The following is an 18642-nucleotide window of genomic DNA, read 5'->3' as shown; positions in this document are numbered from 1 at the left end:
TGGACCTGCTCGGGTGGGCAGGCCTGGGGGCTGCGGTGCGGGCGGGAGCTGCGGTCGAGCAAGCCATCGGGGCCTTCGTTGCGAAAGCGGGCCATCCACTTGTAGCCGGTGCGCAGGCTCACGCCTGCGGCTTCGCTGGCTTGGCGCATCGTCCAGTTCTGCTGGAGCACTCTGTCGACCAGAAGGGCTCGACCTGCGCGGGTCAATCGCGCATGCTTATGACTGTTCATCCGGTGTCCTGTCCTGAGTTGCTGGGGCCTGGTAACCACAGCTTCCCAGGTCGGGCCTGGATGAACAACCTATTGAGACATCACAGCTAGGCTCCGGGCCGTACAGGCATGCTGCCATGCTTCGCGGGCGGGGCGAGGCCAGCAAAAAGGCGCTCCCCGGGAGCGCCTTTTTTCGATGGGAGCGAGTGCTTGCCGAATATGCAGATCAGATTTCCACGGTCTTGAGGTATTCGCGGAAGGCAGCGCCCACCTGGGGATGCTGCAGGGCCAGTTCCACGGTGGCTTCCAGGAAGCCTTCCTTGCTGCCGCAGTCGTAGCGCTTGCCTTCGTAGCGGAAGGCATAGACGGCTTCGCGGGCCATGAGGCGGGCGATCGCGTCGGTGAGCTGGATCTCGCCGCCCACGCCCTGGGGCTGGTTGCGGATTTCGTCGAACACGCCGGGCGTGAGGATGTAGCGGCCGGCCACGCCCATGCGCGAGGGCGCTTCTTCGGGGGCCGGCTTCTCGACGATGCGGTCGATGCGGATCAGCGGGCCGCCCGCGGGTTCGCCGGCCACGATGCCGTAGCGGCGGACCTGGTCCTGCGGCACTTCCTGCACGGCCAGCAGCGAGCGGCCCTGCTTGCGGAAGGCGGCCGCCATCTGGGCCATGACGGGCTGGCCGCCGGGCGGTCCCACCATCAGGTCGTCGGCGAGCAGCACGGCGAAGGGTTCGCGGCCCACGAGCGGCTCGGCGCAGAGCACGGCATGGCCGAGGCCCAGGGAACGCGGCTGGCGCACGAAGGCGCAGTCCATGTCGTTGGGCGCGACCGAGCGCACGAGCTGCAGCAGGTCCTTCTTGCCGGCCGCTTCCAGCTCGTTCTCGAGTTCGTAGGCGGTGTCGAAATGGTCCTCGATGGCGCGCTTGCTGCGGCCGGTGACGAAGATCATGTGGCGGATGCCGGCCGCGTAGGCCTCTTCGACGGCGTACTGGATCAGCGGCTTGTCCACCACCGGCAGCATCTCCTTGGGGGATGCCTTCGTGGCGGGCAGGAAGCGGGTGCCCAGGCCGGCCACGGGGAAGACGGCTTTGCGGATCGCGGAGTTGTCGCTCATTGAAGATTCCTCGGTTGGAAGTTGGATCATTGTCGAAGGAGGGTGGGGGCGCCACCGTAGGCCTTCAACTGAAACTGCACCTGGTTACACCCGCGAAGGCTGCAAGCGCAGAGCGCAGCAGCGTGCTGTCCCTGGCTCACCCCAGCCGCGTCAACTGGTCGCGCAGGCGCTCGAGCGTGGCGCCGAAGTCCGCGACGCGCTTGTGCTCCTGCTCGATGACGGCCGGCGGTGCCTTGGCGACGAAGGCCTCGTTCGCGAGCTTGCCGCGCGCCTTGGCGATCTCGCCCTCGATGCGGCCGATCTCCTTGGCGAGGCGGGCCTTCTCGGCGGCCACGTCGATTTCCATGTGCAGGCACAGGCGGGCCTCGCCGACCACCGCCACGGGTGCCGCCTGCGCGGCGGCGGCCCAGGTGGCTTCGTCGTCGAACACCTTGACTTCGCTGAGCTTGGCCAGGGCCTGCAGGGCAGGGGCTGCCGCGCGCATGAAATCGGCGTCGCCGACGGCGTAGAGCGGCAGCCGGGTGGCGGGGGAGACGTTCATTTCGCCGCGCAGCGTGCGGCAGGCATCGACCAGGGCCTTGAGGCGGCCGACATGGGCGATGGCGGCCTCGTCGATGCGCTCGGGCTGGGCCTGCGGATAAGGCGCGACACTGACCGACGCGCCCTCGCGGCCGGCCACCGGGGCGACCTTCTGCCAGAGCTCTTCGGTGATGAACGGGATCAGCGGGTGCGCGAGGCGCAGGATGGTTTCCAGCGTGCGGATCAGCGTGCGGCGCGTGGCGCGCTGCTGCGCTTCGCTGCCGGTCTGGATCTGCACCTTGGCGATTTCCAGGTACCAGTCGCAGAACTCGTTCCAGACGAATTCGTAGATGGCCTGGGCAACGTGGTCGAGACGGTAGTCCTCGAAGCCTTTGGCGACCTCCGCCTCCACCTTCTGCAGGGCGGAGACGATCCAGCGGTCGGGCTGGCTGAACTGCAGGTAGCCGCCGTCGCAGTCGGCCTGGGTGTGGTCCGAAAGGCCGCAGTCGTGGCCTTCGCAGTTCATCAGCACGAAGCGGCTGGCGTTCCAGAGCTTGTTGCAGAAATTGCGGTAGCCCTCGCAGCGCTTGCTGTCGAAGTTGATGCTGCGGCCCAGGCTGGCGAGCGCGGCGAAGGTGAAGCGCAGCGCGTCGGCGCCGTAGGCGGGAATGCCTTCGGGGAATTCCTTCTGCGTGTTCTTGCGCACCTGGGGCGCGGTCTCGGGGCGGCGCAGGCCGGTGGTGCGCTTTTCCAGCAGGGGCTCGAGCGCGATGCCGTCGATCAGGTCCACCGGGTCGAGCACGTTGCCCTCGGACTTGGACATCTTCTTGCCCTGGGCGTCGCGCACGAGGCCGTGCATGTACACGTGCCTGAACGGCACGCGGCCCGTGAAGTGGGTGCTCATCATGATCATCCGGGCGACCCAGAAGAAGATGATGTCGTAGCCCGTGACCAGCACGGAGGAGGGCAGGTAGAGGTCGTAGTCCTTGGTGGGCGATGCGTCATCCAGCGCTTCGGGCCAGCCGAGCGACGAGAAGGGCACTAGCGCGGAGGAGTACCAGGTGTCCAGCACGTCGGCGTCGCGCGTGAGCTTCGCGCCCGCGCCGGCCTGGGCCTGGGCGTCGGCCTCGCTGCGGGCCACATAGACCTTGCCGGCCTCGTCGTACCAGGCGGGGATCTGGTGGCCCCACCAGAGCTGGCGGCTGATGCACCAGTCCTGGATGTTGTTCATCCACTGGTTGTAGGTGTTGACCCAGTTCTCGGGCACGAACTGCACCTGGCCGGAGGCCACGGCATCGATGGCCTTCTGCGCGATCGACTTGCCCGTCGGGTCGCCCTTGCCCACCTCGCTCATGGCGACGAACCACTGGTCGGTCAGCATGGGCTCGACCACCTGGCCGGTGCGGGTGCAGATGGGGACCATGAGCTTGTGCTTCTTGGTCTCGACCAGGGCTCCGGCAGCTTCCAGGTCGGCCACGATGGCCTTGCGGGCCACGAAGCGGTCCATGCCGCGGTATTTCTCCGGGGCGTTCTCGTTGATGGTGGCCTGCAGGGTCAGCACCACGATCATGGGAAGGCCGTGGCGCTGGCCCACCTGGTAGTCGTTGGGGTCGTGCGCGGGCGTGACCTTGACGACGCCGGTGCCGAATTCCTTGTCCACGTAGGCGTCGGCGATGATGGGGATCTCGCGGCCCACCAGGGGCAGCGTCACGGTCTTGCCGACCAGGGCCGTGTAGCGTTCGTCCTCGGGGTGGACCATCACGGCCACGTCGCCCAGCATGGTCTCGGGCCGCGTGGTGGCCACGGTGAGGCTGCCGGAACCATCCGTGAGGGGGTAGGCGATGTGCCAGAGCGAGCCGTCCTTCTCTTCGCTCTCCACTTCCAGGTCGGACACGGCGGACTGCAGCACCGGATCCCAGTTCACGAGGCGCTTGCCGCGGTAGATCAGTCCCTGTTCGTAGAGGCGCACGAAGGTGTCGGTGACGACCTTCGAGAGCTTGTCGTCCATGGTGAAGTATTCGCGGCTCCAGTCCACGCTGTCGCCCAGGCGGCGCATCTGCGTGGTGATGGTGTTGCCGCTCTTTTCCTTCCATTCCCAGACCTTGCGGGTGAAGGCTTCGCGGCCCAGGTCGTGGCGGCTCGCGCCCTGTTCCTGGAGCTGGCGCTCCACCACGATCTGCGTGGCGATGCCGGCGTGGTCGGTGCCCGGCACCCACAGCGTGTTGTGGCCCCGCATGCGGTGGTAGCGCGCGAGGCTGTCCATGATGGTCTGGTTGAACGCATGGCCCATGTGCAGCGTGCCGGTCACGTTGGGTGGCGGCAGCTGGATGGCGAAGTTCTCGCCGCGCGCAGCGGCGCCGTCATCCGGCGCCCCGGTGCCGCGGTAGCCCGCCGCGCCGTAGCCCCGGCGCTCCCACTCGGGGCCCCAGTGGGCTTCCAGGGCGGAGGGTTCGAAGGACTTGGACAGGCTTTCAAGGCCGGGCTGGTGCAGGGGCGAGCTCATGGGCATGGAAACGGGCAGGTGCGGCGCCTCTGGAAAGAGGCGCTGTCGCGTGGGAAATGGGCTGAACAGGGGATTCTACGGGCCCGGCTCCGGGGGGCCGCGCCGCGGGCGGTGTCTTGTTTTGTTACGTGCCGGTGGTGGACCGCGCCGGGCCGGCTGCGAATAATTCTCGGCTCCGCCACCGCGGGCCGCCCGGAGGGGGCCGGCCGCGCCGGTGATGAAAACCATTCCAACAAAGCGCAGTGCCGATGAACGCATCTTCCGAATTCCGCAAGGGCCTCCTGAAAGTGGCCTTGCTCACCCTGGTTTCCCTCTTTCTGGTTCCCGCCGCGACGATGCTGTTCGCGCGGCACGTGCAGGGCGCGGAAGATGCCCGGTTCCTGGCGGACATCGAGCGCCGCATCGATGCCGAGGTGTCGATGCCCGCGGCCGAGAAGGAGGCCCAGCGCACGTTCTTCCGCAGCCATCCGCCTTCCGGCGCCTGCCATGACGCGCATCCGCGCGTCGCCGCGGTGCGCGAGGGCCTGTGCGGCCGTTTCTCGCCCGCCTGGCAGTTCGATCTGGCCCACCGGCTGTCGGCCGCGACGCTGCTGGGCGGCGCCGCGCTGCTGATCGCGGTGCTCGGGCTGGGGGCGCTGGCGTTCGTGAACCGGCCGCTGCAGTATGCGAGCTTCGTGGCGGGGTGGCGGCTCACCACCTGGGCGAGCGCGGTTTCGCTGGTCGTGCAGGGCGCCATGCTGACGTGGCTCGCGTTCTGGGTGCCTGCGTTCTTCTTCCACCGGTACTCGCCCAAGCTCATCGTGGTGGTGGCGCTGGGCATGGCCGTGGCCGTGGTCCTGGCCGTGGCGGCGATCTTCCGCAGGCTGCCGCGGGACAACGCGGTGACGGGCGAGACCATCGCCCAAGCCGATGCGCCGCAGCTCTGGCAGCGGGTGCGCGCCCTGGCCGCGCGCCTGGGCACGGAGCCCCCGCGCCACATCGTGGCGGGCATAGACGCCAACTTCTTCGTGACCGAGGCGCCGCTGACCGTGCAGGGGCGCGAGCTCACGGGCCGAACGCTGTTCGTCAGCCTTCCGCTGCTGCGGGTGCTGGACCAGCACGAGGCCGATGCGGTGCTGGCGCACGAACTGGCCCACCTGGGCGGTGGCGATACGCGCAGCAGTGCCCGCCTGGGCCCCAAGCTGGTGCAGTTCGACCACTACCTGAACGCGGTGCGCGGGGGCGGCCTGTCGGCGCTGGCGTCGCCGCTGCTCACCCTCTATCGCACGATCTTCGGGATCGCCCTCGCGCGGGACAGCCGCGAGCGCGAATTCCGCGCCGACCGCACGGCCGCGGACGCGGTGTCGCCCGAGGGCATCGCCCGGTCGCTCGTGAAGATCGCCGCCTACGCGCAGTACCGGCACCGCATCGAGGAAGACCTGTTCGGCCGGGACCAGCGCCACGGCCAGGCGCTCGGCATCGCGGGCTTCATCGCGCAGGGGCTCGGGCCCTATGCGGAGTCGCCCGGTTTCGCCGAGGCCATGCGCTCGGCCCACGTGCCGCATCCGTTCGATTCGCATCCGCCCACGCCCGAACGCATCGGGCGCGTGGGGGTGTCGCTGGCCGAAGCCGACTATGGCGCCATCGTGCGGCGCGCGCCGGCCTCCACCTGGGCGCAGGAGATCCTCACGGCGGAGGCGATCGAGTCGCGGCTGTGGTCGGAGTACGAGGCGGCTTTCGCGGAAAACCACGAACGCAGCCTGGCCTACCGCTATGAGCCCGCGAACGATGCGGAACGGGCGATCGTGCTGCAGTACTTTCCCCCGCAGTCGTTCGAGGTCAAGGGTGGCCAGATGGTGGAGGTGAGCATCGACGGCATCCGGGCCACGCGGGGCGACCAGCACGTGCCCTGGGATGCCGTGAAGGCGCTGCAGTTCAGCGAGAGCGCGTTCACGAACGCGCTGGTGGTCACCCACCCGGAAAGGCGCCTGCTGCGGCACCGCACGACGAATATCGCGCTGGCGGGCATGCGGTCCGAGAAGGACCGGTTCAAGGCCGTGGTGAATGCCTACTGGCAGCGCCACCAGGTGATGCGCATGCACCAGGCCGAAGGCTGAGTTCGGCTGCGTCCCGCCACGGCCCCGCGCGGGCCGGACTGCAGACCGACTGGCCTGCCCGCGTGCCTGCCTCAGGCCGAGGTGCCCGGCACGTACTCCGGCCGGTCGTTGGACTGGGGCTTGAGCGGGGCTGCCGACCTGCCTTCGGCGCGCTCGCGGCGCCACTGCTCCTTGCGGGCCGTCCATTCGGCGAGGCGCTGGTGGGCCACCTTGCTGTCCTTGGCCATGTGCTCCTCGTCGGCCAGCTGGGCGGCCAGTTCGAGCCGGATGCCGTTGGGGTCGAAGAAATAGATGCTCTTGAAGATGTGGTGATCGGTCACGCCGAGCACCTCGATGCCGTGCGCCTGCAGGCGGGCCTTGGTGTTTTCGAGTTCCTCGACGGTATCGACGCGGAAGGCGACGTGGTTGACCCACTGCGGGGTGTTGGGCGAGGGCTCGGGCTTCACGTCGTCGCCCAGGTCGAAGAAGGCGATGAAGGAGCCGTCCCGCAGGCGGAAGAAGAAGTGCGTGTAGGGGCAGTATTCGCCGGTGCTGGGCACGTAGTCGCTCTGGATGATGTGGTAGAGCGGCAGGCCGAGGATGTCTTCGTAGAAGTGCCGCGTTTCTTCCGCGTCGCGCGCGCGGTAGGCGTAGTGGTGCAGTTGCTGCACGGCGGCGGGCGGGGGCAGGGTGGCCGGATCGGGGCGGGGCAGTGCGCTCATGGCTGTCTCCTGGTAGCGAATGGACTGATTGTACTATTCGTAATCAGTTTCATATAGAGCAACTTGCGCAAGACCCTGGAGCGGACGTATAGTCATTGGCAGAGGCCTTCGCGGCCGTCTGTCATCTTTTCTCCATCCCTTTCGCTTTCCTGCCGAGGTATCCGCCGATGCGCCTGTGAGCCCCCCACCCATCCGTTCCACCCCTTTTTGTTGCGGGTGGCCGATCTCGATGGCTTGGAGTGCCCGGCATGGCGACCTTCAACGCGGACAACCGTCCGCCTTCTTCCCGCAGCGCGCCGCGCGCTGCCTCTTCCTTTTCCGATCAGACCTTGTCCTCCCATGGCGCGGAGGGGACGGCCTCGAGGCTTCAGTTGCGCCAGGTGCAGTGGTGTCCTCCCGGCGGCGAGCCGCTGTGGGCCGAGCCGCCGACGTTGAGCCTGCCGCCCGGCGTCACCGGCCTGGTGGGCGACAACGGCGTGGGCAAGAGCGTGCTGCTGTCGATCGCGGCCGGCGTGTTGCAGCCGTCTTCCGGCAATGTGCTGTGCACGGGGACATTGCGGGCCGTGGGCCAGCATCCGCCGGGCGCGACCCTGGCCGCCCTGGCAGGCCTCGACCGCGAGCTGGAGGCATTGCGGCGGCTGGAGTGCGGCCTGGGCAGCGCCGAGGACCTGCTTCTGGCGGACGGCCGCTGGGACTGGCCGGCCCGCTGGCGGCAGGCACTGGAGGGGGCCGGCCTCGGCCACCTGCCGGGCGATGCCGATGCGAGCCGCCTCAGCGGCGGAGAGCGTGCGCGAGTGGCGCTGGCCGGCACCTTTTTTTCGCAGGCCGAGGTGCTGCTGCTGGACGAGCCCACCAACCACCTGGATGGCGAGGCACGGCGCTGGCTGCGGCAGGCGCTGGATGGCGGGCGTGGCGGACCGCGCGCCGTGCTGGTGGCGAGCCACGACCGGGCGCTGCTGGAGGGCGCGGACCGCATCGCGGAGCTGTCACCACGCGGCTTGCGCCTGTACGGCGGCGGCTGGAGCGCGTATGCGGCACGGAAGGCTGCCGAAACCCAGGCCGCGCACGAAGCGTTGCGGCAAGCGCGTGCGCAGCGCGATGGGGCGTTGCGCGAACTGCGCCGCCAGCAGCAGGCCCAGGCCCGGCGCACCGCGCGCGGAAGTGCATCACGCCGGGACGCCAACCAGTCGCCCCTGGTACTGGACCGCATGAAGGACCAGGCCGAAGCGCACGCCGGACGGGAGGGCGTGCGCCGGCAGCAGGTGCGTGAACGGATCGAGGAGAGCGTGCGCGAAGCGTTCGCCAGGGTGGGGCCGGAGGCGGCCGTGGCGCTGCCGCTGCCTGCCAGCGCCATTCCGCCGGGCAAGCCGGTGCTGCGGCTGGAGGGGGCGGTGCCGCCGTTCGGGCCGAAGACGCCGCTCGACGGGCTCTGGAGCGGCCCGGTACGCATCGCCGTGACCGGGCCCAATGGCTGCGGCAAGAGCAGCCTGCTGCGCATGCTGGCGGGGCACCTGGTGCCCGTAGCCGGCCGCGTTGTCTGCCAAGTGCGTTCGGTCTGGCTGGACCAGGATGCCCGGGCGCTGCTGCCGCCGGAGCGCAGCGTGATGGAAGTGCTCGCGCTGGCGGAGTCGCCGCTGCCCACGGCGGAACTGCGCACGCGCCTGGCGCAGCTCGGCCTGGACGCGGACCGTGTGCAGCGCCCTTCCGGCAGCCTCAGCGGCGGCGAGCGCGTGCGGGCGGCGCTGGCCCGTGCGCTGTGGGGTGGCGCGCCCGCGCAGCTGCTGCTGTTGGACGAGCCCTCCAATCACCTGGATGCCCGCGCGGTGCAGGCGCTGCAGGAGGCACTGTCGTCGTTCACCGGGGCGATGGTGGTGGTGTCGCACGACCGGCATTTCCTGCAGGCGCTGGCGCCGCAGGTGGCCTGGAGCTGGGAGGACGGGCGCTGGAACCTCGACGGCGTGCTGGAGCCGGCGGGCTGAGCGGGGCGAGGCGGCCCCCGGGCGCCTTCTGGAGCGCCCGCCAGGCCCGCGGCTCAGGATGCGAGCGCGGCGTGCTTCCAGGCCGTGGCGGCGGCTTCCGTGTCGCCGCGCTGCTCCGCGAGCTCGGCGAGGTGGCGCCAGGCGCGGCAGCGCAGCGGACCTTCGTCGAGCTGCTGGGCGGCCTGGGTGAACAGCTGCTGTGCCTTGCCCCAGAGCTGGCGGCGCAGGCAGGCCATGCCGGACAGGTACTGCAGGCGCGCGTCGCGCGGATTGGCCTGCTGGGCGGATTCGATGCGCGCCAGCCAGGCCGCGTCGAGCGCGTCGAGGTTGCTTTCCAGCACGCGCACGAGCTTGAGCGCATGCGCGTCGGGCAGCGGGTTGGCCGCGTCCACCATCCGCTCCCAGGCGGGCAGCAGCCAGGTGCGCACCTGCCCGTGGTCGCCGCCCAGGGCGGTGAGGCGCTGCGCGGCATGGATGGCCAGTTCGGGCATGGCGCGCTCTGCCGCCTCGAACGACATCCAGGTCTGCTGCAGCTGGGCGGGGTCGTGCGCGCCGTTGAGCAGTTCGATGGCGAGCCCGCGCACGATGCTCTGCGCCGCGGCGGGCGAGAAGGCGCGGTGCTTGCCGAGCAGGCGGGCGGTTTCCAGCGCCTCCTGGGTCTGGTGCGAAAGGCGCGTGGCCTTGAGGCGCGCCCGCAGGGCCAGCGTGCGCCGGGCCGCGCCCTGCGGCAGGGCGGCGAGGTGCTCCAGCGCGGTGGCCGCGTCACGTTCGTCGAGCGACCAGCGGGCGGCGCGCAGCTGGGCGCCTTCGCGCAGCTCCAGCTCGCTCACGGGGGCGCGTGCCGGGATGTTGTCCAGGGCGTTGCGCAGGTGCGCCTCGCGGGTGGCGCGGTCCTGCAGGGCGTGGGAGCTTTCGGCGGCGACCAGGTGGGCCAGCGTGCGCAGCTGGCGCCCGTGCGGCACGGCTTCCCCGGCGGCTTCCAGGGCGTTTTCCTGGGCGAGGGCGGCCATGGCGGCCTTGCGCGAGCGCAGGAAGCGCCCGGCCAGCAGCTGCGAGAGCGCGTCGAGCAGGGCAGCGTGCATGGAGCGCTCCTTCTGCTGCACGCGCCAGCGCCGTGCCTGGCCCGGCAGTTCGAGCAGCGCCGACAGGGCACGCAGCGCGGCATAGAGGATCGCGAAGCCGCCGAAGAACAGCAGCAGCACGAAGTTGAGCGACAGGTCCACGCGGTAGGGTGGCCAGAACAGGGTCACGGTGCCCTGGTTGTTGCCCGCGAACAGGGCGGCGGCCACGGCCGTGCCGAAAAGTACCAGGAACCAGAGTGCTGCGCGCATGGGTGGGTGGTCTCCTGCGCGGGTCAGCGGCCGGCGGCGGCGGTGGCCAGCGCGGCGAAGGTTTCGTCCAGCGTGGGCAGGGCGGCGCCCTTGAGGTGGACCTGCGCCTGCTGCAGCACCGTGGCCGCTGTCTGCGTGCGGCGCGATGCGGGATCGAAGTACCGGCCCAGGGCGTTGTTGGCGGCGGAGAGGTCTGCGCGCGCCGATTCGTACTGGCGCGCCAGCAGCGCGAGGCGGGCGTTCATCAGCTGGAGCTTGAGGTTCTCGCGCAGGAAGAAGGCCTGATCGGGGGCGATGAGGATGGCTTCCGGGCGGTCGATGCGGGTGACGCGCAGCAGCTGGCGGGCCTCGTCGCGCACGACTTCCCAGCCGCGCTGCAGCGCGGCTTGCCACCAGGGCAGGGCGCCGTCGGCTCCGGGCGCGGCCGGGCCCTCGGACGGGCGGGCGGCGGCATTCATGCGCCGCGTGGCCGCGGCCTGGGCCACGGCGTTCTGCAGGGGCAGTTCGTCCACCTGGCGCATGAGGTCGTCCAGGCGGGCCAGCAGGCCGGCCGTGTCGGTGACCTGCGCCGAGCCCACGCGGTCGAGGTCGCGGCCGATGGCGCGCGCCACGGGGGCCAGGCGCGGCTGCGCGGCCCGCTCGATGCGCTGGCTGGCGCTCTTGAGCGCGGCCATGACGGGCTCCAGGCTGCCGGTGAGCTGGGCCTGCTGCTGCGCGAGGCGCAGCGCGGATTCGATGTCCACCACCAGGTTCTCGTCGCGCGAGCGCGAGAGGCTCTGCATGAGTTCCTCGAGCTGGCTGCGTTGCAGGGCGACTTCGCTCACGCGGGTTTCGTTCACGGCGATGCGCGCCGAGACGTCGCGCGCCATGTCCAGCGCCTGGTTGGCGAGGGTGCGGGCCTCGATGGACTGCGCGCCGGCATCGGCCGACTGGCGCGCGAGCTGTTCCTGGATGCTGCCGAGGCGCTGCCACAGCATGACGCTGGTCGCGAGGCCTGCGACGGCCACGACGCCGAGCAGCGTCAGCACGGCGCGCTGCACGCCGGAGGCCTGGGGCGCCGGGCCTGCGGGAGGCGCGGAAGGTGCGTGGGTGGGCTCGGAACTCATGGGTGGGATTCTATCGATGCGACCACGTCGTTCAGGGCCGGGCGGCACTGGCGCACGGCCCCGAATCCGGCGTCCTGCGCGGCCTGCGCGATGCGGGGATGGGTGGCGAGCGCGCGCGCGCCGGACCAGTCCTGTCCGGGCAGCGCTGCGCCCAGATGCGCCACCGCCTCGGAACTGCTGAAGAGCCACAGCGAGCCGTCCGTGGCCGCGGCGCGGGCGAGGGCCAACTGCTCCGCGCCGAGGTCGGGGGCGCCGCGTTCGTAGGCCGCGACGAATTCGGCCTGCCCGCCGGCCGCGGCGATCTGCTGCGCGAGCCAATCGCGGCCGGTGCCCGCCACGGTGTCCGAGCCGTCGCCGTCGGCCTGCGCGCCGCGCACGATGAGGATGCGGCCGCCGTGCCGCACCTGCGGCGCCACCTGTGCCCAGAGGGCTTCGGAGTCGAACTGCGTGGCGTCGGGCGCGGGCCGGTCGATGGCTTCTGCGGGCACGCCGGCCTGCCGCAGCGCCTGGGCGGTGCCGGGGCCCGGCGCCCAGATCCGCGGCAGCGCGGCCGGGTCGCCGGCGAACAGCGCGGCGCCCGTTCCTGGCGGATCGAAGAAATAGTGGGCCGCGTTGCTGCTCACGAACATGACCGCGCGCCAGCGGGGCCACGCCTCGCGCGCTGCCTGCAGTGCCGCGCGGGCCTCGGGACGGGCGCATCCGCGGATGGCGATGAGGGGCAGGGCGACGGCATCGATGCCGCGCGCATGCAGGTGCACGACCCACTGCGTGGCGTCGCGCTCCGGGCGGGTGACGATGGCGCGGCGCGGGGCCGCAGGCGGGGGGGCGCGGTGCACGGGGTGGATGGGGCTCGGTGTGCGGACGCGGCGGTCAGGCCGGGATCTGCGCGCCGTCCGCGCGCAGCCGCGCCGCGACGGCGGAGCCGAGCGCTTCGGCTTCGGGCAGGGAGGCGACCGGCGCGGATATCTGCACCCGCACCAGGGGGCGGATGCCTTCGGGGTCGCCCCAGGCACCGTCCAGGCGCAGCGTGCCGGCGTCCGTCCAGCGGCCATGGGCCGCCAGCGGCACGGAGCAGCTGCCGCCCAGGGCGCGGCTCACGGCGCGCTCGGCGGCCACGCAGAGCCAGGTGGCCTGGTGGGCGAGCGGTGCCACCGCCTGCAGCAGGTCATGGCGTTCGGATCGCACCTCCAGGCCCAGCGCGCCCTGGCCGGCGGCCGGCAGCATTTCGTCGGGCTCGAACAGGGCGCGGATGCGGCCTTCCAGGCCCAGGCGCTTGAGGCCCGCGGCCGCCAGCACGATGGCGTCGTACTGGCCTTCGTCGAGCTTGCGCAGGCGGGTGTCGAGGTTGCCGCGCAGCGGCTGGATGACGAGGTCGGGGCGCAGCGCCTGCAGCAGCACCTGCCGGCGCAGGCTGGAGGTGCCCACCACGGCGCCCTGGGGGAGGTCGGCGAGGCAGGCATGGCGGGGCGAGACGAACGCGTCGCGCGGATCCTCGCGCTCCATCACGCAGGCCAGCTCGAAGCCCTCGGGCAGCTCCATGGGCACGTCCTTGAGCGAATGCACGGCCACGTGGGCGCGGCCTTCCTCCAGGGCGACTTCCAGTTCCTTCACGAAGAGGCCCTTGCCGCCCACCTTGGACAGGGTGCGGTCGAGGATCCGGTCGCCCTGGGTGGTCATGCCGAGCAGTTCGACGGCGTGGCCGCGCGCGCGCAGCAGGGCCTGCACGTGCTCGGCCTGCCAGAGCGCGAGGCGGCTTTCGCGCGTGGCGATGACGATGGGAGGAAGGCCGGAGGCGGCGGAGGTCGTGGGGGGGGGAGAGGGATGCATCGCGGTGTTCCAGGCCGGGCGGGCGGAAGGCTCGGCAGGCCTGGCGGGGATGCTAGCATGCTGCGCCGCAGCACCTGCCCGTCGTGCGCGCGCCCCAGGAGACCTTCTGCATGAATGCGACGCCTTCCCGCAAGACCGACACCGCGCCCGAACCCCAGGCCTCGCCGTCGCCCGGACGCCGCGCCGACAAGGACCAGCCGCTGATCCAGGACATCCGCCTGCTCGGGCGCATCCTGGGCGACGTGATCCGCGAGCAGGAGGGCGTGGCCGCCTACGACCTCGTGGAACAGGTGCGCAAGCTGTCGGTGGCGTTCCGCCGCGATGCGGACCAGGAGGCGGACAAGGCGCTCAAGAAGCTGCTCAAGGGCCTGTCGGGCGACCAGACGGTGAGCGTGATCCGCGCCTTCACGTATTTCAGCCACCTGGCGAACCTCGCCGAGGACCGGCACCACATCCGCCGCCGCACCGTGCACGAGCGCGCCGGCAGCACGCAGGAAGGCAGCATCGAGGTGGCCCTGGCCCGGCTGCGCTGGGCGGGCATCGCGCCGCGCGCCGTGGCGCAGACGCTGGCACGCAGCTACGTGTCGCCGGTGCTGACCGCGCACCCGACGGAGGTGCAGCGCAAGAGCATCCTGGACGCGGAGCGCGACATCGCCGAACTGCTGGCCGAGCGCGACGAGATCCAGGCGCGGGGGCTGTTCTACAAGTCCGCGCGCGATGCGCTCACGCCGCGCGAGCTGGCGGCCAACGAGGCGCGGCTGCGCGCCCGCGTCGCGCAACTGTGGCAGACCCGGTTGCTGCGCTATTCGAAGCTCACGGTGGCCGACGAGATCGAGAACGCGCTCTCCTATTACGAATCGACCTTCCTGCGCGAGATCCCGCGCCTGTACGAGGACCTGGAGCGGGCGCTGGGCAGCCAGCCGGTGGCGAGCTTCCTGCGCATGGGCCAGTGGATCGGCGGCGACCGCGACGGCAATCCCAACGTGAGCGCCGACACGCTGGCGCTCGCACTGCGCCGCCAGGCCGAGGTGGCGCTGCGCCACTACCTGACCGAGGTGCACTACCTGGGCGGCGAGCTGTCGCTGTCGGCCCGGCTCGTGCAGGTCTCTCCGGAGATGCAACAGTTGGCCGAACGCTCGCCCGACACCAGCGAGCACCGCCAGGACGAGCCCTACCGCCGCGCGCTCACCGGCATCTATGCGCGGCTGGCGGCGACGCTGCGCGAATTGACGGGCGGCGAGGCGGCGCGCCATGCCGTGGCGCCCCAGAACCCGTACGGCGACGCTTCGGAGTTCCTGGCGGACCTGCGCGTCATCGAGGCCTCGCTGCGGTCGCACCGCGGGGCGCCGCTGGCGGCGCAGCGGCTGCATCCGCTGGTGCGGGCCGTGGAGGTGTTCGGCTTCCACCTGGCCACGGTGGACCTGCGGCAGAGCTCCGACCAGCACGAGCGCGTGGTGGCGGAGCTGCTGGCCACGGCCCGGATCGAGGCTGATTACGCGGCCCTGCCGGAAGATGCGCGCCAGGCCCTGCTGGTGCGCCTGCTGTGCGACGCCCGGCCGCTGCGCGTGGTGGGCGCGGAATACTCGGAGCACACGCGCGGCGAGATCGCCATCTTCGAGACGGCGCGGCGCATGCGCGACCGCTACGGCGCCCAGGCCATCCGGCACTACATCATCAGCCACACCGAGACGGTGAGCGACCTGCTGGAAGTGCTGCTGCTGCAGAAGGAAGTGGGCCTGATGCACGGCACGCTGGACGGGGCCGATGCCCGCGCCGACCTGATCGTGGTGCCGCTCTTCGAGACCATCGGCGACCTGCGCAACGCCCAGCCCATCATGCGCGCGCTCTACGAGGTGCCGGGCTTCGCGGCGATGGTGCAGCGCGGCGGGGCCGAGCAGGACATCATGCTGGGCTACTCGGACAGCAACAAGGACGGCGGCATCTTCACCAGCAACTGGGAGCTGTACCGCGCCGAGATCGCGCTGGTGGAGCTGTTCGACGCGCTGGAGGCGCGGCACCGCATCCGCCTGCGGCTCTTCCACGGCCGCGGCGGCACGGTGGGGCGCGGCGGCGGCCCGAGCTACCAGGCCATCCTGGCGCAGCCGCCCGGCACGGTGCGCGGGCAGATCCGCCTGACCGAGCAGGGCGAGGTGATCGCCTCCAAATATGCCAACCCGGAGATCGGCCGGCGCAACCTGGAGACGCTGGTGGCGGCCACGCTGGAGGCCACGCTGCTGCAGCCCACCAAGCCTGCCACCAAGGCCTTCCACGAGGCCGCGGCCGAACTCTCGCAGGCGAGCATGGCGGCCTACCGCGCGCTGGTGTACGAGACGCCGGGCTTCGCCGACTATTTCTTCAACTCCACGCCGATCCGGGAGATCGCCGAGCTCAACATCGGCTCGCGCCCGGCCTCGCGCAAGCCGAGCCAGAAGATCGAGGACCTGCGCGCCATCCCCTGGGGGTTCAGCTGGGGCCAGTGCCGGCTCACGCTGCCGGGCTGGTACGGCTTCGGATCGGCCGTGGAGGCCTTCGTGAAGGCCGCGGGCGAGGATCCCAAGGCCCGCATGGCGCTGCTGCAGAAGATGTACCGGCAGTGGCCGTTCTTCCGCACGCTGCTGTCCAACATGGACATGGTGCTGGCCAAGAGCGATCTGGCCCTGGCGTCGCGCTACAGCGAACTGGTGGCGGACGCGCGCCTGCGGCGCAAGGTGTTCGGTGCCATCGAGGCCGAATGGCAGCGCACGGTGGATGCGCTGGCGCGCATCACCGGCGACCGGCAGCGGCTGGCCCACAACACGGCCCTGGCGCGCTCGATCCGCCACCGTTTCCCCTACATCGATCCGCTGCACCACCTGCAGGTGGAACTGGTGCGGCGCTGGCGCGCGGGCGAGGGCAGCGAGCGCGTGCAGACCGGTATCCACATCTGCATCAACGGCATAGCGGCGGGTCTGCGCAATACCGGCTGAGGGCGCGGGCCTGCTTCTTGCTCGCGATGGTGCCGGCGCGCGATGGCGCCGTGCACGGACACCGGCGAAGGCAGCGTGAATGGAACCGAGAACAACGACAACCACGATGGCGGCGGCCGGCCAGGCGGCGGAGCGCGGGCGTGCCGGCTGGCTGCGCCGGCTGTGGGCGCAGGACGCCTTCGTTTACAGCCTGCGCGTTTTCATCGCGCTGAGCGGCGCGATGGCGCTGTGCTGGTGGCGCGACCAGGTGGCGCTGGTGACGCCGCTCTTCCTGGGCATCATCGCCAGCGCGCTGGCAGAAACCGACGACAGCTGGCGCGGGCGCCTGCGCGCGGTGTGGGTCATGCTCGCGTGCTTCGCGCTCGCGGCGTTCTCGGTGCAATTGCTGCTGCCGCATCCGGCCTGGTTCGTGGCGGGCCTGGCATGTTCCACCTTCGGCTTCACGATGCTGGGCGCCATCGGCGAGCGCTACCGGGCCATCGCGTCGGCGACCGTGATCCTGGCGCTCTACGCGGCCATCAGCGCGTCTCCGGGGACGGTGGCCGGGCACGTGCCGGCCGGCGGCCCCTGGCATGTACCGCTGCTGCTGCTGTCCGGCGCGGCGTGGTATGCGCTGCTGTCGCTGGTGTGGTGCGCGGCGTTCCCGCACCAGCGCGTGCGGCAGAACCTGGCGGGGCTCTACGACCAGCTGGGCGCCTACCTGCGGCTCAAGGCCAGCCTGTTCGAGCCGGTGCGCGGCGTGGACGTGGAGCGGCGGCGCCTGGCGCTGGCGCAGACGAACGGCCGCCTGGTGGCGGCCCTCAATGCCACCAAGGAAAGCATCTTCAGCCGCTGGGGCGCCGGCGCGCGTGCCCTGCCCACGGGGCGGATGCTGAGGCACCTGAATCTCTACTTCATCGCGCAGGACATCCACGAGCGCGCCAGTTCCTCGCACCACCATTACAACGAATGGGCGGACGTGCTGTTCCACAGCGACGTGCTCTACCGCTGCCAGCGCGTGCTGCAGCTGCAGGGCGTGGAATGCGCGCGCATCGCCCAGGCGCTGCAGATGCACCAGCCCTTCGAGCGGGACGGGGCGGTGGCGCGGGCCATGGCCGATCTGCGCGACGCGATCGCCTACCTGGAAGCCCAGGGCCGGGCCGAATGGCAGCGCCCCCTGCGCAGCCTGCGCGCGCTGGCGCGCAATCTCGGCACGCTGGACGCGCAACTCGATGCCGCGACCCATCCCGACGGCGGGGAGCGGGCGGGGGACAGCAGCCTGCTGGACCGCTCCCCGCGCTCGCTGGCCGACGCCTGGGGCCGCGTGCGGGTGCAACTGCACCGCGGCTCGCCACTCTTCCGGCACGCGGTGCGGCTGTCCCTGGCGCTGGCGGCGGGCCACGGCGTGATGCAACTGATCGATCCCGTGCATGGCTACTGGATCCCGCTGGCCACGCTGTTCGTGTGCCAGCCCACGTACGGCGCGACGCTGGCGCGCGTGGCGCAGCGCATCGCCGGCACGGCCGTCGGCCTGGTCGTGGGCTGGGCGCTGCTGCGCCTGTTCCCGAGCCTGCCGCTGCAGGCGCTCTTCGCGGTGGCCGCGGGGGTGCTGTTCTTCGTCACCCGCACCACGCATTACCTGACGGCCACGGCCGCCATCACGCTGCTGGTGCTCATGTGCTTCAACCAGGCCACCGGCGCGGCGAACGGGCTGATCCTGCCGCGCCTGCTGGACACCATGATCGGCAGTGCCATCGCCGCGGTGGCGATGCTGTGGGTGCTGCCGGACTGGCAGGGACGCCGCCTGGCGGCCGTGGCGGCCCAGGCCCTGGCCGCGCATGCCCATTACCTGCGCGAGATCCTCTCGCAGTACGCCACCGGCAAGTCCGACGACCTGGACTACCGGCTCGCGCGGCGCAACGCGCACAACGCGGATGCGGCGTTCTCCACGACCCTCTCGCACCTGCTGCAGGAGCCGCGCCACGTGCGATCGCATTCGCTGGCCGGCATGCGCATGCTGGTGGCCTCGCACACCTTGCTGAGCTATCTCTCCGCCCTGGGCGCGCACCGGGCGGGGCCTGCGGGCCCTGCCGCGGACCTGGCCCAGGAGGCCGGGGCGCATGCGGTGGCGCGGCTGGAGGCGCTGGCGGCCGCGCTGGAACAGGCGGCGGATGCCATGGCGCTGCGGGGGGATGGTGGTGCGGGGGAAGTGCCGGCGGAGACGTTGCGCATCCTGCTGACGCAGCTGGCGCTGGTGTGTGGGCAGATGGGGGCGATCGAGGGGGCTGTGCGGGAGTTGTTGGGGTGATTTT

General features: G+C 71.3%; 12 protein-coding genes. 4 read left to right on the top strand and 8 right to left on the bottom strand.

Annotated features, from left to right (window positions below):
* From BLR99_RS17405 to BLR99_RS17395, 3 genes are all read right to left on the bottom strand, one after another.
* On the bottom strand, window positions 1–230 hold a 230-nt coding region (locus BLR99_RS17405), incomplete at its 3' end, for a leucine zipper domain-containing protein (RefSeq protein WP_139160171.1).
* A gap of 205 nt (window positions 231–435) precedes the next feature.
* Window positions 436–1323 (bottom strand): UTP--glucose-1-phosphate uridylyltransferase GalU, encoded by an 888-nt coding sequence (gene galU, locus BLR99_RS17400; RefSeq protein WP_017438452.1) that lies wholly within the window; start codon window positions 1321–1323, stop codon window positions 436–438.
* A 136-nt stretch (window positions 1324–1459) separates the two neighbouring features.
* The gene (locus BLR99_RS17395; RefSeq protein ID WP_041827934.1) at window positions 1460–4345 is read right to left on the bottom strand and encodes a valine--tRNA ligase; all 2886 of its coding nucleotides are present in this window, start codon (window positions 4343–4345) and stop codon (window positions 1460–1462) included.
* Between the two features lie 248 nt (window positions 4346–4593).
* On the opposite strand from BLR99_RS17395, the gene BLR99_RS17390 reads away from it, so the two are divergent.
* A complete protein-coding gene (locus BLR99_RS17390) occupies window positions 4594–6441 on the top strand; it encodes a M48 family metallopeptidase (RefSeq protein ID WP_011795118.1) in 1848 nt (615 codons plus the stop codon).
* Window positions 6442–6512: 71 nt separating this feature from the next.
* Here BLR99_RS17390 and BLR99_RS17385 read toward each other — a convergent pair whose 3' ends face one another.
* Window positions 6513–7142: a VOC family protein gene (locus BLR99_RS17385; protein ID WP_011795119.1), complete on the bottom strand. Its 630-nt coding sequence runs from the start codon at window positions 7140–7142 to the stop codon at window positions 6513–6515.
* Window positions 7143–7471: 329 nt separating this feature from the next.
* Here BLR99_RS17385 and BLR99_RS17380 point away from each other — a divergent pair, with 329 nt between their 5' ends.
* Window positions 7472–9121 carry an ABC-F family ATP-binding cassette domain-containing protein gene (locus tag BLR99_RS17380; RefSeq protein WP_233424438.1) on the top strand — a complete coding sequence of 550 codons (1650 nt, stop codon included), beginning with the start codon at window positions 7472–7474 and terminating at the stop codon, window positions 9119–9121.
* A 53-nt stretch (window positions 9122–9174) separates the two neighbouring features.
* Here the strand turns inward: BLR99_RS17380 and BLR99_RS17375 are convergent, their stop codons facing one another.
* From BLR99_RS17375 to hemC, 4 genes are read right to left on the bottom strand one after another with little or no spacing between them, the layout of a single operon-like run.
* On the bottom strand, window positions 9175–10452 hold the full coding sequence (locus BLR99_RS17375) for a heme biosynthesis protein HemY (protein ID WP_011795121.1): 1278 nt from the start codon (window positions 10450–10452) through the stop codon (window positions 9175–9177).
* A 23-nt stretch (window positions 10453–10475) separates the two neighbouring features.
* Window positions 10476–11558, bottom strand: a complete 1083-nt coding sequence (locus BLR99_RS17370; RefSeq protein WP_011795122.1) for a uroporphyrinogen-III C-methyltransferase — start codon at window positions 11556–11558, stop codon at window positions 10476–10478.
* The gene (locus BLR99_RS17365) at window positions 11555–12394 is read right to left on the bottom strand and encodes a uroporphyrinogen-III synthase (RefSeq protein WP_011795123.1); all 840 of its coding nucleotides are present in this window, start codon (window positions 12392–12394) and stop codon (window positions 11555–11557) included. Before BLR99_RS17365 ends, BLR99_RS17370 begins: the two co-directional genes overlap by 4 nt.
* Before the next feature lie 34 nt (window positions 12395–12428).
* Window positions 12429–13385 carry a hydroxymethylbilane synthase gene (gene hemC / locus BLR99_RS17360; protein ID WP_011795124.1) on the bottom strand — a complete coding sequence of 319 codons (957 nt, stop codon included), beginning with the start codon at window positions 13383–13385 and terminating at the stop codon, window positions 12429–12431.
* A gap of 110 nt (window positions 13386–13495) precedes the next feature.
* On the opposite strand from hemC, the gene ppc reads away from it, so the two are divergent.
* Window positions 13496–16351 (top strand): phosphoenolpyruvate carboxylase, encoded by a 2856-nt coding sequence (gene ppc / locus BLR99_RS17355; protein WP_011795125.1) that lies wholly within the window; start codon window positions 13496–13498, stop codon window positions 16349–16351.
* Between the two features lie 79 nt (window positions 16352–16430).
* On the top strand, window positions 16431–18638 hold the full coding sequence (gene yccS, locus BLR99_RS17350; protein WP_233427240.1) for a YccS family putative transporter: 2208 nt from the start codon (window positions 16431–16433) through the stop codon (window positions 18636–18638).
* The last annotated feature ends 4 nt before the right edge of the window (window positions 18639–18642 follow it).

Origin of the sequence: Paracidovorax citrulli, assembly GCF_900100305.1 — a bacterium.
GTDB lineage: Bacteria > Pseudomonadota > Gammaproteobacteria > Burkholderiales > Burkholderiaceae_C > Paracidovorax > Paracidovorax citrulli.
Note: the sequence above shows the minus strand (reverse complement) of the source record. Positions and strands in the feature narration are given on the sequence as shown.

What these genes read in the sequence shown, in the direction of transcription:
- BLR99_RS17390 (WP_011795118.1), top strand. Translation starts at nt 4,594, where the DNA reads ATGAACGCATCTTCCGAATTCCGCAAGGGCCTCCTGAAAGTGGCCTTG.
- BLR99_RS17395 (WP_041827934.1), bottom strand. Translation starts at nt 4,345, where the DNA reads ATGAGCTCGCCCCTGCACCAGCCCGGCCTTGAAAGCCTGTCCAAGTCC.
- ppc (WP_011795125.1), top strand. Translation starts at nt 13,496, where the DNA reads ATGAATGCGACGCCTTCCCGCAAGACCGACACCGCGCCCGAACCCCAG.
- galU (WP_017438452.1), bottom strand. Translation starts at nt 1,323, where the DNA reads ATGAGCGACAACTCCGCGATCCGCAAAGCCGTCTTCCCCGTGGCCGGC.
- BLR99_RS17385 (WP_011795119.1), bottom strand. Translation starts at nt 7,142, where the DNA reads ATGAGCGCACTGCCCCGCCCCGATCCGGCCACCCTGCCCCCGCCCGCC.
- BLR99_RS17375 (WP_011795121.1), bottom strand. Translation starts at nt 10,452, where the DNA reads ATGCGCGCAGCACTCTGGTTCCTGGTACTTTTCGGCACGGCCGTGGCC.
- hemC (WP_011795124.1), bottom strand. Translation starts at nt 13,385, where the DNA reads ATGCATCCCTCTCCCCCCCCCACGACCTCCGCCGCCTCCGGCCTTCCT.
- yccS (WP_233427240.1), top strand. Translation starts at nt 16,431, where the DNA reads ATGGAACCGAGAACAACGACAACCACGATGGCGGCGGCCGGCCAGGCG.
- BLR99_RS17370 (WP_011795122.1), bottom strand. Translation starts at nt 11,558, where the DNA reads ATGAGTTCCGAGCCCACCCACGCACCTTCCGCGCCTCCCGCAGGCCCG.